Annotated in this window: 16 protein-coding genes; 8 read left to right on the forward strand and 8 right to left on the reverse strand. The window is 71.8% G+C overall.

The window, feature by feature from the left end:
- Positions 1-91 precede the first annotated feature (91 nt).
- Positions 92-1,552, reverse strand: a complete 1,461-nt coding sequence (locus AB0F13_RS21965; protein WP_362084800.1) for an MFS transporter — start codon at positions 1,550-1,552, stop codon at positions 92-94.
- A 161-nt stretch (positions 1,553-1,713) separates the two neighbouring features.
- Between AB0F13_RS21965 and AB0F13_RS21970 the strand changes: the two genes are divergently transcribed.
- The 3 genes from AB0F13_RS21970 (at position 1,714) to era (ending at position 3,991) form a co-directional block, all read left to right on the forward strand.
- A complete protein-coding gene (locus AB0F13_RS21970) occupies positions 1,714-2,556 on the forward strand; it encodes a helix-turn-helix transcriptional regulator (protein WP_362085192.1) in 843 nt (280 codons plus the stop codon).
- Between the two features lie 89 nt (positions 2,557-2,645).
- Positions 2,646-2,993, forward strand: coding sequence for a cytidine deaminase (locus AB0F13_RS21975; protein ID WP_362084803.1), 348 nt, complete (start codon positions 2,646-2,648; stop codon positions 2,991-2,993).
- 56 nt (positions 2,994-3,049) lie between these two features.
- Entirely contained in the window at positions 3,050-3,991 is a 942-nt protein-coding gene (gene era, locus AB0F13_RS21980; protein WP_362084806.1) for a GTPase Era, read from the forward strand.
- An 84-nt stretch (positions 3,992-4,075) separates the two neighbouring features.
- Here the strand turns inward: era and AB0F13_RS21985 are convergent, their stop codons facing one another.
- Together AB0F13_RS21985 and AB0F13_RS21990 are read right to left on the reverse strand one after the other, a co-directional pair.
- Positions 4,076-4,342: a protealysin inhibitor emfourin gene (locus AB0F13_RS21985; protein ID WP_362084809.1), complete on the reverse strand. Its 267-nt coding sequence runs from the start codon at positions 4,340-4,342 to the stop codon at positions 4,076-4,078.
- 39 nt (positions 4,343-4,381) lie between these two features.
- Positions 4,382-5,452, reverse strand: coding sequence for a M4 family metallopeptidase (locus AB0F13_RS21990; protein WP_362084812.1), 1,071 nt, complete (start codon positions 5,450-5,452; stop codon positions 4,382-4,384).
- A gap of 356 nt (positions 5,453-5,808) precedes the next feature.
- Between AB0F13_RS21990 and leuA the strand changes: the two genes are divergently transcribed.
- Both leuA and AB0F13_RS22000 read left to right on the forward strand, forming a co-directional pair.
- Positions 5,809-7,578 carry a 2-isopropylmalate synthase gene (gene leuA / locus AB0F13_RS21995; RefSeq protein ID WP_362084815.1) on the forward strand — a complete coding sequence of 590 codons (1,770 nt, stop codon included), beginning with the start codon at positions 5,809-5,811 and terminating at the stop codon, positions 7,576-7,578.
- 200 nt (positions 7,579-7,778) lie between these two features.
- On the forward strand, positions 7,779-8,504 hold the full coding sequence (locus AB0F13_RS22000; RefSeq protein ID WP_362085195.1) for a TerB family tellurite resistance protein: 726 nt from the start codon (positions 7,779-7,781) through the stop codon (positions 8,502-8,504).
- A gap of 77 nt (positions 8,505-8,581) precedes the next feature.
- Here the strand turns inward: AB0F13_RS22000 and AB0F13_RS22005 are convergent, their stop codons facing one another.
- On the reverse strand, positions 8,582-9,343 hold the full coding sequence (locus tag AB0F13_RS22005) for a hypothetical protein (protein WP_362084818.1): 762 nt from the start codon (positions 9,341-9,343) through the stop codon (positions 8,582-8,584).
- A gap of 184 nt (positions 9,344-9,527) precedes the next feature.
- Here AB0F13_RS22005 and recO point away from each other — a divergent pair, with 184 nt between their 5' ends.
- Genes recO through AB0F13_RS22020 form a run of 3 tightly spaced genes read left to right on the forward strand, consistent with a single transcriptional unit; the run spans position 9,528 to position 11,683 of the window.
- Positions 9,528-10,274 (forward strand): DNA repair protein RecO, encoded by a 747-nt coding sequence (gene recO / locus AB0F13_RS22010; RefSeq protein ID WP_362084821.1) that lies wholly within the window; start codon positions 9,528-9,530, stop codon positions 10,272-10,274.
- Positions 10,275-10,307: 33 nt separating this feature from the next.
- Positions 10,308-11,141, forward strand: coding sequence for an isoprenyl transferase (locus AB0F13_RS22015; RefSeq protein WP_362084823.1), 834 nt, complete (start codon positions 10,308-10,310; stop codon positions 11,139-11,141).
- Positions 11,138-11,683: a YcxB family protein gene (locus AB0F13_RS22020; RefSeq protein ID WP_362084826.1), complete on the forward strand. Its 546-nt coding sequence runs from the start codon at positions 11,138-11,140 to the stop codon at positions 11,681-11,683. The genes AB0F13_RS22015 and AB0F13_RS22020 overlap by 4 nt, the downstream gene beginning before the upstream one ends.
- Positions 11,684-11,750: 67 nt before the next feature.
- On the opposite strand, the gene AB0F13_RS22025 is transcribed toward AB0F13_RS22020, so the two are convergent.
- The 4 genes from AB0F13_RS22025 to AB0F13_RS22040 all read right to left on the reverse strand — a co-directional run bounded on the left by AB0F13_RS22025 (position 11,751) and on the right by AB0F13_RS22040 (position 14,945).
- On the reverse strand, positions 11,751-12,161 hold the full coding sequence (locus tag AB0F13_RS22025; RefSeq protein WP_362084828.1) for a Fur family transcriptional regulator: 411 nt from the start codon (positions 12,159-12,161) through the stop codon (positions 11,751-11,753).
- 92 nt (positions 12,162-12,253) lie between these two features.
- The gene (locus AB0F13_RS22030) at positions 12,254-13,144 is read right to left on the reverse strand and encodes an iron chelate uptake ABC transporter family permease subunit (protein ID WP_362084831.1); all 891 of its coding nucleotides are present in this window, start codon (positions 13,142-13,144) and stop codon (positions 12,254-12,256) included.
- Positions 13,144-13,911, reverse strand: coding sequence for a metal ABC transporter ATP-binding protein (locus AB0F13_RS22035; protein WP_362084834.1), 768 nt, complete (start codon positions 13,909-13,911; stop codon positions 13,144-13,146). The genes AB0F13_RS22030 and AB0F13_RS22035 overlap by 1 nt, the downstream gene beginning before the upstream one ends.
- A gap of 20 nt (positions 13,912-13,931) precedes the next feature.
- A complete protein-coding gene (locus AB0F13_RS22040; RefSeq protein ID WP_362084837.1) occupies positions 13,932-14,945 on the reverse strand; it encodes a metal ABC transporter substrate-binding protein in 1,014 nt (337 codons plus the stop codon).
- Positions 14,946-14,989 lie beyond the last annotated feature (44 nt).

The raw sequence follows: 14,989 nt of genomic DNA on the forward strand, positions 1-14,989 counted from the left end.
GCTGAGCACGCCGTAGGTGGACTCGTTCACCGCGAGCTGGAAATCCAGCCCGTCCGGCGATTGAGGACCGGGGTCCGGGGCGGAGCCCCGGTTACGGGCGCGTAGCGCGCGCACGCCGCAGGCCCACGGCCACCAGTACGGCCACCACTGCCACAATCGCCGCGTCCACGCCCAGCCCCAGCTTGATGCCCCCCAGCGTCGCCGCCGCAAAGCCGGCACCCCCCTCCCGCCGCGCCGCGATGTCCGCCGACGCCAGCGCACTCAGCAGCGGTATCCCGATCGTGATGCCGACCTGCTGCGAGCTGGTGACCAGCCCCGTGGCGAGCCCCTGCTCGCCGTCCGGCAGGCCCGACGTGGCCGTGACGCCGTACGCCACGATCGCCCACAGGTGGCCGACGCAGCCCAGGGACACCGCCGTCAGGGCCAGCCAGGCACCGGAGTCCACGCCCAGGCCCAGCAGGGCCGCCGTGAACACGGCCTGCGTCAGCATCCCCGCCACCAGCGTGTTGCGCGCCCCGAAGCGGGCGATGACCCGGGGGGCGGTCATTCCGGCGAGGGCGGCGAGAACGCCCTGCACGCCGAAGACGAGGCCGGTGCGGACGGGCGACAGTTCCAGCACCTCCTGCAGGTACAGGGTGAGGAGGAAGACGACCGTGGTCATCATCGCGAAGGTGACCAGTCCGGCCAGGTTCCCCCAGGCCACGGTCGGCCGCCGCAGCATCGGCAGGGACACCAGCGGCTCGGCGGCCCGGGACTCCACGACCGCGAAGGCCACGAGCAGCAGCACCCCGGCGCCCAGCGTGACGATGACGTCCGGCCCGCCGAAGCCCCGCTGCGCCGCCGTCGACAGCGCGTAGATCAGCGCCAGCAGGCCGCCGGTGACGGTCACCGCGCCCGGCACGTCCAGCCGGGGCCGCTCCGCCCGCCGGGACTCCGTCAGCAGGCCGGGCGCCGCCAGGAGCACGCCCGCGCCCGCCACCGCGAGCACGCCCATCGTGGAGCGCCAGCCCAGCGAGTCCGTCATCACCCCGCCGAGCACCATGCCGATGGTGAAGCCCAGGGACATCAGCGTGCCGCTGATACCCAGCGCCCGCTCGCGCTGCGGGCCCTCGGCGAAGGTCGTGGTCAGCAGCGACATCCCGGTCGGCACGATCACCGCCGCGCCCAGCCCCTGCAGCGCACGGCCGGCCAGGAAGGAGGCGGGGTCCCAGGCCAGCGTGGCCAGCACGGAGGCCACGGTGAACAGGGCCAGCCCGGACAGGAAGAGCCTGCGCCGCCCGTAGAGGTCGGCGATCCGGCCGAAGAACAGCAGGAAGCCGCCCGACGGCAGGGCGAAGGCCGTGACCGCCCACTGCAGGTCGGCCTGGCTCATGCCCAGGTCGTCGCCGAGGACGGGCAGGGCGACGTTGAGGATGGAGAAGTCGAGCGCGACGATGAACTGCGCGGCGCACAGGACCATCAGGATCAGCTTGGCGCGCAGGGTCATGCCGGCCGCCGCCGGGGCCGGGAAGGTGTCGGGAGGAGAAGTACGGGGGAGGGAGTCGATCGCCATGTGATCAGCCTCGGGCTTGCGGAACACCCGTGGGGAGAGGGCGCTTATGGTGGTGGTCGCACCACCAGGCAGGGTCGGACGGGCGAGGGGGAGAGTTGACCGTTGCAACGCATGAGGGTCGCGCCAGGCCGCGCCGCCGCGAGGAGCTGCGCGAGTTCCTGATGAGCCGCCGGGCCCGGGTCTCGCCGGCCGAGGCGGGCCTGCCGGACGGCGGGGCCCGCCGCCGTACGCCGGGCCTGCGCCGCGAGGAGGTCGCGGTCCTCGCAGGAGTGGGCGCCAGCTGGTACCAGTGGCTGGAGCAGGGGCGGGACATCACCGTCTCGCCGCAGGTCATCGACGCCGTCGCGCGCGTGCTGCGGCTGGACGGGCCGGAGCGCCGCCACCTCTACGTCCTGGCCGGCCTCAATCCGCCGCTGCCCGAGTCCGCCCACGACCCGGAGTACCTGTGCGACGGGCTGCGCCGGCTGATCGACGGCTGGCTGCCCTCCCCGGCGCACATCATGGACCCGTACTGGAACCTCGTCGCGTACAACGAGGCGGCCGGCCACGTCCTCGGCTTCCGCCCGGAGACCCGGCAGAACTGCCTGATCGACTTCTTCACCGACCCCGTCTACCGGGCCCGCGCCGCGAACTGGGACGAGAACGCGCCCCGCGTCGTCGCCACCTACCGCGCCGCCTGCTCCGAGCGCCCCGACGACGAGGGCTTCCAGGAGGTCGTGGCGGAGGCCTCCGCGGCGAGTGCGGAGTTCACCGAGCTGTGGGCGCGCGGCGACGTGCGGCCCGGCGGCGTGCTGGTCAAGGAGTTCCAGCACCCGCTGGTCGGCACGCTGTACCTGGAGAGCACCCAGCTGCGCGTACCGGCCCGGCCGGACCTGACGATCGTGCTCCACAACCCGGTGCCGGAGACGGGCACGGCCGCGAAGGTGCGGTGGCTCGCCTCGCCGGAGGGCCGGCGGGGCAGCATGTACTCACTCGGTGGCCTGCTGGACCGGGCGTCCGGCTGAGGTCCGCGCATGAAGGCGGCATGACGGCTGTATGAAGGCCGCCCGGGGGCCCGAGGGCCCCCGGGCCCCCCGCCCCTATGCTCCCGGGTATGACGGAGACGCTGGACCCCGAAGACCGCAAGCTCATCACGCTCGCCCGCGCCACCCGCGCCCGCAACGCCGTCCCCGAGGGCGCGGCCGTCCGCGACGAGACGGGCCGTACGTACGTCGCCGGGACCGTCGCGCTCGACTCGCTGCGGCTGAGCGCCCTGCAGACGGCCGTGGCGATGGCCGTGGCCAGCGGCGCCAGGTCCCTGGAGGCGGCCGCGGTGGTCTCCGAGACGCCGGCCGTCCCCGACGCGGACCGGGCGGCCGTACGGGACCTCGGCGGCCCGCGGACGCCGGTGCTGCTCGCGGGGCCGGACGGCACGCCGGGCCCCGTCGTCACCGCGGGCTGAGCCGGGCGCCCGGCCGCTGGTCGGCGGCGGCCGGTGGATCGGGGAGAATATGAGGCATGGACAACGCCTCCTCCCCCTCCCAGGCCCCCCACCGCGCGGGCTTCGCGTGCTTCGTCGGCCGTCCCAACGCGGGCAAGTCGACCCTGACCAACGCACTGGTGGGGACGAAGGTCGCGATCACCTCCAACCGCCCGCAGACCACCCGCCACACCGTGCGCGGCATCGTGCACCGCCCGGACGCCCAGCTCGTCCTGGTGGACACCCCCGGTCTGCACAAGCCGCGCACCCTGCTCGGCGAGCGGCTCAACGACGTCGTACGGACCACATGGGCCGAGGTCGACGTGATCGGTTTCTGCCTGCCCGCCGACCAGAAGCTCGGCCCGGGTGACAAGTTCATCGCCAAGGAGCTCGCGGGGATCAAGAAGACCCCCAAGATCGCGATCGTCACCAAGACGGACCTGGTCGACTCCAAGCAGCTCGCCGAACAGCTGATCGCGATCGACCAGCTCGCCACGGAGCTCGGCTTCGAGTGGGCGCAGATCGTCCCGGTCTCGGCCGTGGGCGACAAGCAGGTCTCGCTGCTGGCCGACCTGATCGCCCCGCTGCTCCCGGAGAGCCCGCCGCTCTACCCCGAGGGCGACCTCACCGACGAGCCCGAGCAGGTCATGGTCGCCGAGCTGATCCGCGAGGCGGCGCTGGAGGGCGTGCGGGACGAGCTGCCGCACTCGATCGCGGTCGTGGTCGAGGAGATGCTGCCGCGCGAGGACCGGCCCAAGGACAAGCCGCTGCTGGACATCCACGCCAACGTCTACATCGAGCGGCCCAGCCAGAAGGGCATCATCATCGGCCCCAAGGGCGCCCGCCTCAAGGAGGTCGGCATGAAGTCCCGCAAGCACATCGAGGCGCTGCTCGGCACCCCGGTCTACCTCGATCTGCACGTCAAGGTGGCCAAGGACTGGCAGCGCGACCCGAAGCAGCTGCGCAAGCTGGGCTTCTAGCGGGACGCGAACCGCCGGTCGGAGGCCGGTGCGGCTGTCCGAAGCCCGTGGCCTCCGCCCCCCTGCGCGCCCCCTGCGCGCCCCCTACGCGCCTTCCTTCAGTACCGTTCTGATCAGTTCGCGCTGGTCCTCGGTGAGGTGCGGGTCCGCGAGGTGGACCGAGCGGCCGTCCACGTCGATCTCGTAGTGGAAGCCGTCCGGTACGCCCCGGGGCGCGGCGTCGCGGCCGGGGGCCAGGGCCCGGTGGGCGAGGGCCTCCAGGTGCGTCGCGTCGGGCCGGCCACAGGTGTCCAGCTCGGCCCGGCGCTCGATGCCGGCGAAACCGCCTGTACGAGTGATGACGATACGCATGGCGTCATCCCTACCCTGCCGGCTCCGGTCTACGGGTACCTATGTGGTGGCGACCCCCACCTGGCTCCACGCCTTCAGGGCACCCTGGACCTCCGCCCCCTCGCCGTACAGCGACCGGGCCGAGGCCACCGTCAGCCGTGCGAACCGGGCGAAGTCGGCGTCCGAGGACAGCTCGCCGCCGGTGAGCGTGGTGTACCAGATCTTTCCGGCGCGCTCCCAGGCGCTGCCGCCGAGAGCGGTGGCCAGCAGGTAGAAGGCGTGGTTGGGAATGCCGGAGTTGATGTGCACGCCGCCGTTGTCGCGGTTGGTGCGGACGTAGTCCGCCATCGTGGCGGGCTGGGGGTCCTTGCCGAGGACGTCGTCGTCGTAGGCGGTGCCCGGGGCCTTCATCGAGCGCAGGGCCGAGCCCGTCACGTTCGGGCCGAGCAGGCCCTTGCCGATCAGCCAGTCGGCCTGGTCGGCGGTCTGCCCGAGGGCGTACTGCTTGATCAGTGAGCCGAAGACGTCCGCGCAGGACTCGTTCAGCGCGCCCGACTGCCCGTAGTACTCCAGGTTGGCGGTGTGCTGGACGACGCCGTGGGTCAGCTCGTGGCCGATGACGTCCAAGGAGACGGTGAAGTCGGTGAAGGTGTCGTTGTCGCCGTCGCCGAAGACCATCCGCTCGCCGTCCCAGAAGGCGTTGCAGTAGTTCTGCCCGTAGTGGACGGTGGCGTCCAGCGGCAGCCCCGAGTCGTCGATCGAGCGCCGGCCGAAGATCTTGAAATAGAGGTCGAAGGTGGCCCCGAGCCCGGCGTGCGCCCGGTTGACCGTCGCGTCCTTGGACGGGTCGTCGCCTTCGGCGTGCACCTTCCTGCCCGGCAGCGTCTCCCGGTGCTGGGCGTCGGAGATCGTGCGCTGCGGCGTGTCGGAGGGCGTGCCGGCGGAGGAGTCCGCGAAGACCGAACGGACGGCCGTGATGCGGCGGCGGGTGCGCAGCGCGCCGTCGTGCTCAAGGGTGCGGCGGGCGGGTTCGTGGAACCGGGCGTCGTCGGCCTGGGCGAGCTTGTCCAGGACGTGCGGTGGCACGATCGTGCAGAAAACCGTCTTCTCTGACTTGTTTGCTTCGTCCATGGCGGCAATCTGGCACCGGGTCCCGGCCTTGTCATTGCCCGGTGCAGTGATTAACACAAAAGAGTGGCCGGATTCCGTGTGCTTCGGGGGCGCCCCGCGTGGTTCCTGTGAGGGTGTCCCGCATGCTGGAACGCCCCTGCCGTGCTTTCCGCGCCTCGGCTAGTGTGCTGTGCACCATGCGTGACGTGCTGCTTCTCCTTAGCTGCCGCGGCGAGGGCCTGTAGTCGTAGGCCGACCCCCTCCCCGCGGAGTCCGGTGCTGAGCACCCTCTGAAGACCAGCCTCGTCGGCCTCCCCCACGCTCTTGAGGAGCAGGGGGGACCCCCAGCGCGCGGACCCCTGAGGAGCCTTCCGCAGATGCCTGAGAATCCCGTCTCCGTCGGCCGTCCCACTCCCGTGACCGCGGCCACCGTCACCCAGCGCCCCTCGGGGATGCCCGTCCACAAGTACCGTCCGTACGACGCCGTGGAGATCCCCGGCCGCACCTGGCCGGACCACCGCATCACCACCGCTCCCCGCTGGCTGTCGACGGATCTGCGCGACGGCAACCAGGCGCTGATCGACCCCATGTCGCCCGCCCGCAAGCGTGAGATGTTCGACCTGCTGGTCCGCATGGGCTACAAGGAGATCGAGGTCGGCTTCCCCTCCTCCGGGGCCACCGACTTCGAGTTCGTACGGTCGATCATCGAAGAGGGTGCCATCCCCGAGGACGTGACGATCTCCGTCCTGACCCAGGCGCGCGAGGAGCTGATCGAGCGCACGGTCGAGTCCCTGCGCGGCGCGCACCGCGCCACGGTCCACCTCTACAACGCCACCGCCCCCGTCTTCCGCCGCGTGGTCTTCCGCGGCTCGCGCGAGCAGGTCAAGCAGATCGCGGTCGACGGCACGCGGCTGGTGGTGGAGTACGCCGACAAGATCCTGGGCGAGGAGACGGTCTTCGGCTTCCAGTACAGCCCGGAGATCTTCACCGACACGGAGCTGGACTTCGCGCTGGAGGTCTGCGAGGGCGTCATGGACGTCTGGCAGCCCGAGACGGGCCGCGAGATCATCCTGAACCTGCCGGCCACCGTCGAGCGGTCCACCCCCTCCACGCACGCGGACCGCTTCGAATGGATGTCGCGGAACCTCTCGCGGCGCGAATTCGTGTGCCTGTCCGTCCACCCGCACAACGACCGGGGCACGGCGGTCGCGGCGGCCGAACTGGCCCTCATGGCGGGCGCCGACCGGATCGAGGGCTGCCTGTTCGGCCAGGGCGAGCGCACCGGCAACGTCGACCTGGTCACCCTGGGCATGAACCTCTTCTCCCAGGGCGTCGACCCGCAGATCGACTTCTCGCAGATCGACGAGGTCCGCCGGACCGCGGAGTACTGCACCCAGATGGAGGTCCACCCGCGCCACCCCTACGCGGGCGACCTGGTCTACACCGCCTTCTCCGGCTCCCACCAGGACGCCATCAAGAAGGGCTTCGAGGCGATGGCGGAGACCGCCGCCGCCGAGGGCACGACCGTGGACGACATCGAGTGGGCGGTTCCCTACCTGCCGATCGACCCGAAGGACGTCGGCCGTTCGTACGAAGCCGTCATCCGCGTCAACTCCCAGTCCGGCAAGGGCGGCATCGCCTACGTCCTGAAGAACGACCACAAGCTGGACCTGCCGCGCCGGATGCAGATCGAGTTCTCGAGGATCATCCAGACGAAGACCGACGCGGAGGGCGGCGAGGTCACCCCGCAGGAGATCTGGTCCGTCTTCCGGGATGAGTACCTGCCCACGCCCGACAACGCCTGGGGCCGCATCACCCTGCGCTCCACGCAGACCTCCACCACCAGCGAGGGCACCGACGCGCTGACCGTGGAGGCCGTGGTGGACGGCACGGAGACGGTGCTCACGGGCACCGGCAACGGTCCGATCTCGGCCTTCTTCGACGCGCTCGGCGGGGCCGGGGTCGACGCCCGGCTGCTGGACTACACCGAGCACACGATGAGCGAGGGCGCGAGCGCCCAGGCGGCCTCGTACATCGAGTGCGTGATCGACGGCAAGGTGCTGTGGGGCATCGGCATCGACGCCAACACGACCCGCGCCTCGATCAAGGCCGTCGTGTCGGCGGTGAACCGTGCGTACCGACGCTGACTGACGGCCCCCTGCGGGGCCCAGGGCGGTTGAGCCGTCAATTTCGCGCCACCGAAAACACCGCTTCCGGTGGGCTCGGTGGCGCCGCCGGCCCCCGGCCGCCCGAACTCGGTGCCGGGGGTACTGACGCCGCATCACCGATGTGGCTAACATCACGTCAACGCGGCGACCAGGCCGTGGCGTTATGGAGGTGCGCCGTGATGCACGCGCAAGGCCGACACAGCCCGGACCGGTGCGTGGTGGGCGTACGCACCGTATGGCGCACGGTCGGAGACGGCGAGTTCTTCTGCCCGGGCTGCGGCGGCGACCGCAACTACCACCGCCGCACGGGCCGGCGCCGCCTTGTCGCCTTCGGGGTGCCGCTGCTGCCGCGCGGGCCGGTCGGTCCCATCGTCGAATGCACGGCCTGCCGGGGCCGGTTCGCCATGGACGTCCTCGACCACCCCACCACGACCCGTTTCTCGGCGATGCTGCGCGACGCCGTGCACACGGTGGCCCTGGCGGTCCTGGCCGCGGGCGGCACCGAGGCCCGTACGGTCCGCCGCGCGGCCGTCGGGGCGGTCCGGGCGGCCGGCTTCGCCGACTGCAGCGAGGAGCAGCTCGTCACCCTCATCGAGGCCCTCGCGGCGGACACGGGCCGGCTCCCTGGGCGGTACGCGATCCCGCCGGGCGGCGTCGGCCGCGACGGCTTCGACCCCTGCGGCACGGCTCTGGCCATCGAGCTCCACGAGGCCCTGGAGCCCCTCGCCCCGCACCTGGCCCCCGCGGGCCGCGAGTCGATCCTGCTGCAGGGCGCCCGCATCGCGCTGGCCGACGGGCCGTACCGGCCCGCGGAGCGCGAGGTGCTGGCCACGGTGGGGCGGGCGCTGCTCCTCGCCCCCGAGGACACCGACCGGCTGCTGGCGGCGGCGCGGATGCCCTCCTAGGGGCTCCAGATGCCGTCCTAGGGGCTCCGGGCGCCGTCGTAGGGCTCCCGTGCCCCTCGTACGGGCTTCCCGAGTCCCTAGGAGGCCGGGGCCTGGGCGGCAGGGGCGCCCCTGCCCCTGCTCCTCGGCCGCCGCTGCCGCAGCACCCGGGCCCGCCACACGGCGCCGAGCACGACGGGCACCGCGCCGGCGGCGACGAACACCAGGGCCGTCGACACCGCGTCCGTGAGGAGGGGCGCCCCGAACCCGACGGCCGACAGCCAGGCCCCCGCGACCGCGGGAAGGGCGATCTGCCAGGAGCGCAGCGCCCGGCCGCGGCCGGTGCGGAACCCCGCCCGGCAGGAGGTCCACACGAGCGTCCCGCCCAGGGCGAGCAGGCCCAGACCGGCGGCGAACGGCAGGCGGTAGGCCTCCTTCGGCTCGTCCGCCGTGAACTGCCGCATGCCGCGGAAGTCGACGACGCGCACCTCTTCCCGCCAGTACGTCGCGGTCACCCGGTCGCCGGCCGAGACGGCACCGAAGACCCCCGACGGCCCGTTCATGTCCACGCGGCGGGACGGCCCGCCCGGCTCGGCGAGGGTCAGCCAGTGGTGCTTCGCCCTGCCGTCGGTCGCGGTCGCGGTCTTCTCCACGACGGCCTCCACCGGCTTGCGGCACTCCCGGGGCACCTCGTCCGGCAGGCACGCCGCCGCCGTCGCGAAGGCCCGCGCGTCGGTGCGCTTGCCGGGCACCGTGACGAACAGCAGGAACACCGAGGCGAGGACGAGGGCGGCACCCAGCGTGGCGGTGGCGATGACCGGCCATCGTGTGCGGCACGGCCGACGGCGGCGCGCGGTCACCGGGGGCTCACAGGTGAATGCTTGATCGACATGGCGCATATTCTGCCTGCGGTCCGGAGGCCGATGTTCCAGCCCGCCCCCGGCCGGTCCGCCCCGCCCCGCGGGTGCGGGAGAATGAGCCCATGCTGCACTCTCCCGGGGAACGACCCCCGTACCCCCGGCCGGACACCCGTGGGGGCGGGCGATGAGTCTCTTCCGCGACGACGGGATCGTGCTGCGCACCCAGAAGCTGGGTGAGGCGGACAGAATCATCACCCTCCTCACGCGCGGCCACGGCCGCGTCCGCGCCGTGGCGCGGGGCGTGCGCCGCACCAAGTCGAAGTTCGGGGCGAGGCTGGAGCCGTTCTCGCATGTGGACGTGCAGTTCTTCGCACGCGGCAGCGAGCTGATCGGGCGCGGGCTGCCCCTGTGCACCCAGAGCGAGACCATCGCTCCTTACGGTGGCGGGATCGTCACCGACTACGCCCGCTACACCGCCGGCACCGCCATGCTGGAGACCGCCGAGCGGTTCACCGACCACGAGGGCGAGCCCGCCGTGCAGCAGTACCTGCTGCTCGTCGGCGGCCTGCGCACCCTCGCCGCGGGCGAGCACGCCCCGCACCTCATCCTCGACGCCTTCCTGCTGCGCTCGCTCGCCGTCAACGGCTACGCGCCCAGCTTCGACGCCTGCGCCAAGTGCGGAATGCCCGGGCCGAACCGGTTCTTCTCGGCCGCCGCCGGCGGCGTGGTCTGCGGTGAGTGCCGGGTTCCCGGAAGCGTCGTACCCTCCTCGGAGTCGATCGGGCTCCTCAGCGCACTGCTGACCGGGGACTGGGCGACCGCGGACGCCTGCGAGGCGCGGTACGTCCGGGAGGGCAGCGCGCTCGTGGCGGCGTATCTGCACTGGCACCTGGAGCGGGGCCTTCGCTCGCTCCGGTACGTCGAGAAGTAAGCGAAACCAGGGAATCAAGGAGAAGTGGCACCCATGGCTGTACGCGGGATTCTGGGCCGTTCCCGACGCGAGTACCGCACACCCGACCCGCATCCCTCCGGTGCCCGGCCGCCCAAGATCCCCGGTGAGCTGGTGCCCCACCATGTGGCCATCGTCATGGACGGCAACGGCCGCTGGGCCAAGGACCGCGGCCTGCCGCGCACCGAGGGCCACAAGGTCGGTGCCGAGCGCGTGCTGGACGTCCTGCAGGGTGCGATCGAGATGGGCGTCGGAAGCATCGCCCTCTACGCCTTCTCCACCGAGAACTGGCGTCGCTCGCCGGACGAGGTGCGCTTCCTGATGAACTTCAACCGCGACTTCATCCGCAAGACCCGCGACCAGCTCGACGAACTCGGCATCCGCGTCCGCTGGGTGGGCCGCATGCCCAAGCTGTGGAGGTCGGTGGCCAAGGAGCTCCAGATCGCCCAGGAGCAGACCAAGGACAACGACAGGCTCACGCTGTACTTCTGCATGAACTACGGCGGGCGTGCGGAGATCGCGGACGCGGCGCAGGCGCTGGCGGCCGATGTGAAGGCGGGCCGGCTCGACCCGTCGAAGGTCTCGGAGAAGACCTTCGCGAAGTACCTCTACTACCCGGACATGCCGGATGTGGACCTGTTCCTGCGTCCCTCCGGCGAACAGCGCACGTCCAACTACCTGATCTGGCAGAGCGCCTACGCCGAGATGGTCTTCCAGGACGTCCTGTGGCCGGACTTCGACCGCCGCGACCTGTGGCGTGCCTGCCTGGAGTACGCCCGGCGCGACCGCCGCTTCGGCGGGGCGATCCCCAACGAGGAGCAGTCCGCCGAGGAGTCCGGCACCGCATGAGCGAGATGACGACGGCGTCGGCCCCGGCCGGCTCCTTGACGTTCGAGTACGAGCTGACGGCCGCCGACATACGGTCCGGGCTGCGCGCTCGTACGCGTGCCGTCCGCAGCGCACGCGTGCTGAGAGCGGCGCTGCCGCTCGCCTACACGTTCTTCGCGGCCCTCCTCCTCGTCACCAAGGGCGGGTTCGGCGCGGTGGAGGGGAGGGACTGGATCGTCCTGGCGATCGGCGCCTGGAGCGTGCTCGCCGTGCTGCTGCTCCCGGTCCTGCAGGCCCGTGCCTTTCACCGGAGCGCGCGACTGCAGGGGCGGCTGCGCACGACGGTGGCCGCCGGGGGGATCTCCGGCGCGTCGGCGCAGTCGACCCAGGCAATGGCATGGTCGCTCTTCGGCCGCTATGCCGAGACGAAGGACGTCTTCGTGCTGCTGAGCGCAGACAAGGGCGGCAACTGCCTCGTCGTCCTGCCCAAGCGCGCGTTCACCGCCCCCGGGGACGCCGACCGCCTCCGAGCGCTGCTGGACGCCTGCCTGCCGCGCGCGTAGAGCTGTGGATACACCGCTGCCCCGGGCGTCGGCCGACGCCCGGGGCAGCGGTGTATCTCCGGTCAGGTCAGCGCTTGGCCGCGCAGTCCCCGCACGTACCGAAGATCTCGATCGTGTGGGCGACGTCCACGAAGCCGTGTTCCTCGGCGATGGAGTCGGCCCACTTCTCGACGGCCGGGCCCTCGACCTCGACGGCCTTGCCGCACAGGCGGCAGACCAGGTGGTGGTGGTGTCCGCTGGAACAGCGGCGGTAGACCGCCTCGCCCTCGCTGGTGCGCAGGACGTCGACCTCGCCGGCGTCGGCGAGCGACTGCAGGGTGCGGTAGACCGTGGTCAGACCGACCGAGGCGCCGCGGTGCCTGAGCATGTCGTGGAGCTCCTGCGCGCTGCGGAACTCGTCCACCTCGTCGAGCGCGGCCGAGACCGCGGCCCGCTGCTTGGTGGCCCGGCCGCGTACCGGGGGACCGGCGGTCGCCACAGTTGCCTCCAAAAGCTCGCCTGAACACCTGACTCACGTGTTGCCACGCCAATTGTGCCAGGCCGATCGACCGGGCCGGGCCCGGCCGTCCGTCAGACGCGCACGTCGTCGGCGGCCGTGGCCGCGTCCGCCGTGCCGAGGGTGCAGTGCTCCTCCGCGGCCGCCCGGTCCGCCCGTTTCCTCGCCAGCGGCGTGGCCAGCAGGGTCAGGGTGATGAAGACGCCGATGGCCATCAGCACGATCGTCGCACCCGAGGGCACGTCCACGTAGTACGAGGTGATGGTGCCCGAAAGAGTCACGAGCACCCCGACGGCCACCGCCATGGCGAAGGTCGTCGCGAAGCTGCGCGCGATCTGCTGGGAGGCGGCCACGGGGATCACCATCAGGGCGCTGACCAGCAGCAGGCCGACCACGCGCATGGCGACGGTGACGGTCACGGCGGCGGTGACGGCGACCAGCAGGTTCAGCAGCCGCACCGGCAGTCCGGTGACGCGGGCGAACTCCTCGTCCTGGCAGATCGCGAACAGCTGCCGGCGCAGTCCGATCGTGGTCAGGATCACGAACGCGGCGAGCAGGCAGATCGCCACGATGTCCTCCTGCGAGACCGTGGTGATCGAACCGAAGAGGTAGCTGGTGAGGTTGGCGTTGGAGCCGTTGGGGGAGAGGCTCATCAGCATCACGCCGCCGGCCATGCCGCCGTAGAAGAGCATGGCGAGGGCGATGTCGCCGCGCGCCTTGCCGTAGGAGCGGATCAGCTCCATCGTCACGGCGCCGATCACACAGACGATCGTGGCCATCCACACCGGGCTGGTGTTGAGCAGGAAGCCGAGGCCCACGCCGGTGAGGGCGACGTGGCCGATGCCGTCGCCCATCAGCGCCTGACGGCGCTGTACGAGGTAGATGCCGATGGCGGGAGCGGTGACGCCGACCAGGAGTGCGGCGAGCAGCGCCCGCTGCATGAAGGCGAGTTCGAGGATGTCCATCAGCTCAGCAGCCCCGTCCGGATCGGTTCCGCCGCGGGATCGGCGTGCGGGTGTACATGGTCGTGGCCGGGGAGGGCGTGCTGGCCCACGGCCTTCGGCGGGACGCCGTCGTGGACGACGCAGCCGTCGCGCAGGACGACCGCGCGGTCGATGAGCGGCTCCAGCGGGCCCAGTTCGTGCAGCACGAGCAGCACCGTGACGCCGCGCGCCACCTGCTCGCGCAGGGCGTCGGCCAGCACCTCCTGGCTGGCGAGGTCCACGCCGGCCATCGGCTCGTCCATGATCAGCAGTTCGGGTTCGACGGCCAGCGCGCGGGCGATCAGCACCCGCTGGTGCTGGCCGCCCGAAAGGGCGTTCACCGAGTCCTTGAGCCGGTCCGCCATGCCGACCAGCTTCAGCGCGTCGACCACGGCCTCCCGGTCGGCCCTGCGGGCCGGGCCCAGCTTCGTACGGGCCAGCCGCCCGGCCGCGACGACCTCGCGCACGGTCGCGGGCACCCCGCTGGCGGCGGTGGTGCGCTGCGGTACGTAGCCGACGCGGGCCCAGTCGCGGAAGCGGCGCTGCGGGGTGCCGAAGAGCTCCAGTCGGCCGCCGGTGAGCGGGACCTGGCCGACGACGGCCCGTACGGCCGTGGACTTGCCGGAGCCGTTGGCGCCGAGCAGCGCGACGACCTCGCCGCGCCGCACGGTCAGATCGACGCCGCGCAGCACCGGGCGGGAGCCCAGCGAGGCCGTGGCCCCGCGCAGGGATATGACGGGCTGCTCCATGTCTACCTCCTCAGGTGCGCTCACTTGGTCCCGAGCGCCTTCTGCAGGGCGGCGAGGTTGGACTCCATGACCTCGACGTAGTCGCGGCCCTTGGAGTCGCCCGTGATGCCCTCGACGGGGTCGAGCACGTCGGTTTTGAGGTCCAGGTCCTTCGCCAGTGTCCTGGCCGTGCCGGGGCTGGCGAGGGTCTCGAAGAAGACCGTGCCGACGTGGTGGTCCTTGGCGAGCTTGTGCAGGTCCTTCATGCGGGCGGCGCTGGGCTCGGACTCGGGGTCGAGGCCGGCGATGGCCTCCTCGGTCAGACCGTAGCGCTCGGCGAGGTAGCCGAAGGCCGCGTGGGTGGTGATGAAGGTGTCCGAGGCGCGGTTCTTCAGGCCGTCGGAGAACTTCCTGTCCAGCGCGCCGAGCTTCTTCACCAGCGCGTCGGTGTTCTTCTCGAAGTCGCCCCTGTGGTCCGGGTCGGCTTCGGCGAGGGTCTTGGCGACGCCCTTGGCGACCTCGGCGTACTTCACGGGGTCGAGCCAGATGTGGGGGTCGGCGCCGCCCTCCTCGTGGCCGTGGCCCGTGTGCTCCTCGCCGGCGTGCTCGTCCTCGCCGTGCTCGTGGCCGCCGACCTCGTTGCCGTGCTTCTCCAGCGTGGTCAGGGAGGCGGCGTCGGCGACGTGCTTGTTTCCGGACTGCTTGATCGCCTCGTCCACGGCGGGCTGGATGCCCTTGAGGTAGACGATCGCGCCCGCGTCGGCGAGCGATGAGGTCTGCTTCGGGGTGAGCTCCAGGTCGTGCGGCTCGACGCCCGGCTTGGTCAGGCCGGTGACCGCGACGTGGTCGCCGCCGATCTCCTGCGCCAGGTACTGCATCGGGTAGAACGACGCGACGACCCGCAGCTTCCCGTCCGCGGTCCGGGCGGAGGCGCCGTCGGAGGAACAGGCGGAGAGGGTGACCAGGCCGAGTGACGCGGCGAGGGCGACGGCGGCGGTGGTTATTCGGCGGCGGGGGCGAAGGGGACGGATCGGACGTACGTTCATGACACTCATTTTCAACAAAAATGGAAACGATTGTCAACTGCGCCGTGGTCCGC

This window comes from Streptomyces sp. NPDC026206, from assembly GCF_040638465.1.
Classification (GTDB): domain Bacteria; phylum Actinomycetota; class Actinomycetes; order Streptomycetales; family Streptomycetaceae; genus Streptomyces.

Bases quoted from the DNA above. Each gene is read 5' to 3' on its own strand.
- AB0F13_RS21965 (WP_362084800.1), bottom strand. From the start codon at position 1,552: ATGGCGATCGACTCCCTCCCCCGTACTTCTCCTCCCGACACCTTCCCG.
- leuA (WP_362084815.1), top strand. From the start codon at position 5,809: ATGCCTGAGAATCCCGTCTCCGTCGGCCGTCCCACTCCCGTGACCGCG.
- AB0F13_RS22030 (WP_362084831.1), bottom strand. From the start codon at position 13,144: ATGGACATCCTCGAACTCGCCTTCATGCAGCGGGCGCTGCTCGCCGCA.
- era (WP_362084806.1), top strand. From the start codon at position 3,050: ATGGACAACGCCTCCTCCCCCTCCCAGGCCCCCCACCGCGCGGGCTTC.
- AB0F13_RS22015 (WP_362084823.1), top strand. From the start codon at position 10,308: ATGGCTGTACGCGGGATTCTGGGCCGTTCCCGACGCGAGTACCGCACA.
- AB0F13_RS22040 (WP_362084837.1), bottom strand. From the start codon at position 14,945: ATGAGTGTCATGAACGTACGTCCGATCCGTCCCCTTCGCCCCCGCCGC.
- AB0F13_RS22020 (WP_362084826.1), top strand. From the start codon at position 11,138: ATGAGCGAGATGACGACGGCGTCGGCCCCGGCCGGCTCCTTGACGTTC.
- AB0F13_RS21970 (WP_362085192.1), top strand. From the start codon at position 1,714: ATGAGCCGCCGGGCCCGGGTCTCGCCGGCCGAGGCGGGCCTGCCGGAC.
- AB0F13_RS21990 (WP_362084812.1), bottom strand. From the start codon at position 5,452: ATGGACGAAGCAAACAAGTCAGAGAAGACGGTTTTCTGCACGATCGTG.
- AB0F13_RS22000 (WP_362085195.1), top strand. From the start codon at position 7,779: ATGCACGCGCAAGGCCGACACAGCCCGGACCGGTGCGTGGTGGGCGTA.
- AB0F13_RS21975 (WP_362084803.1), top strand. From the start codon at position 2,646: ATGACGGAGACGCTGGACCCCGAAGACCGCAAGCTCATCACGCTCGCC.
- AB0F13_RS22035 (WP_362084834.1), bottom strand. From the start codon at position 13,911: ATGGAGCAGCCCGTCATATCCCTGCGCGGGGCCACGGCCTCGCTGGGC.
- AB0F13_RS21985 (WP_362084809.1), bottom strand. From the start codon at position 4,342: ATGCGTATCGTCATCACTCGTACAGGCGGTTTCGCCGGCATCGAGCGC.
- recO (WP_362084821.1), top strand. From the start codon at position 9,528: ATGAGTCTCTTCCGCGACGACGGGATCGTGCTGCGCACCCAGAAGCTG.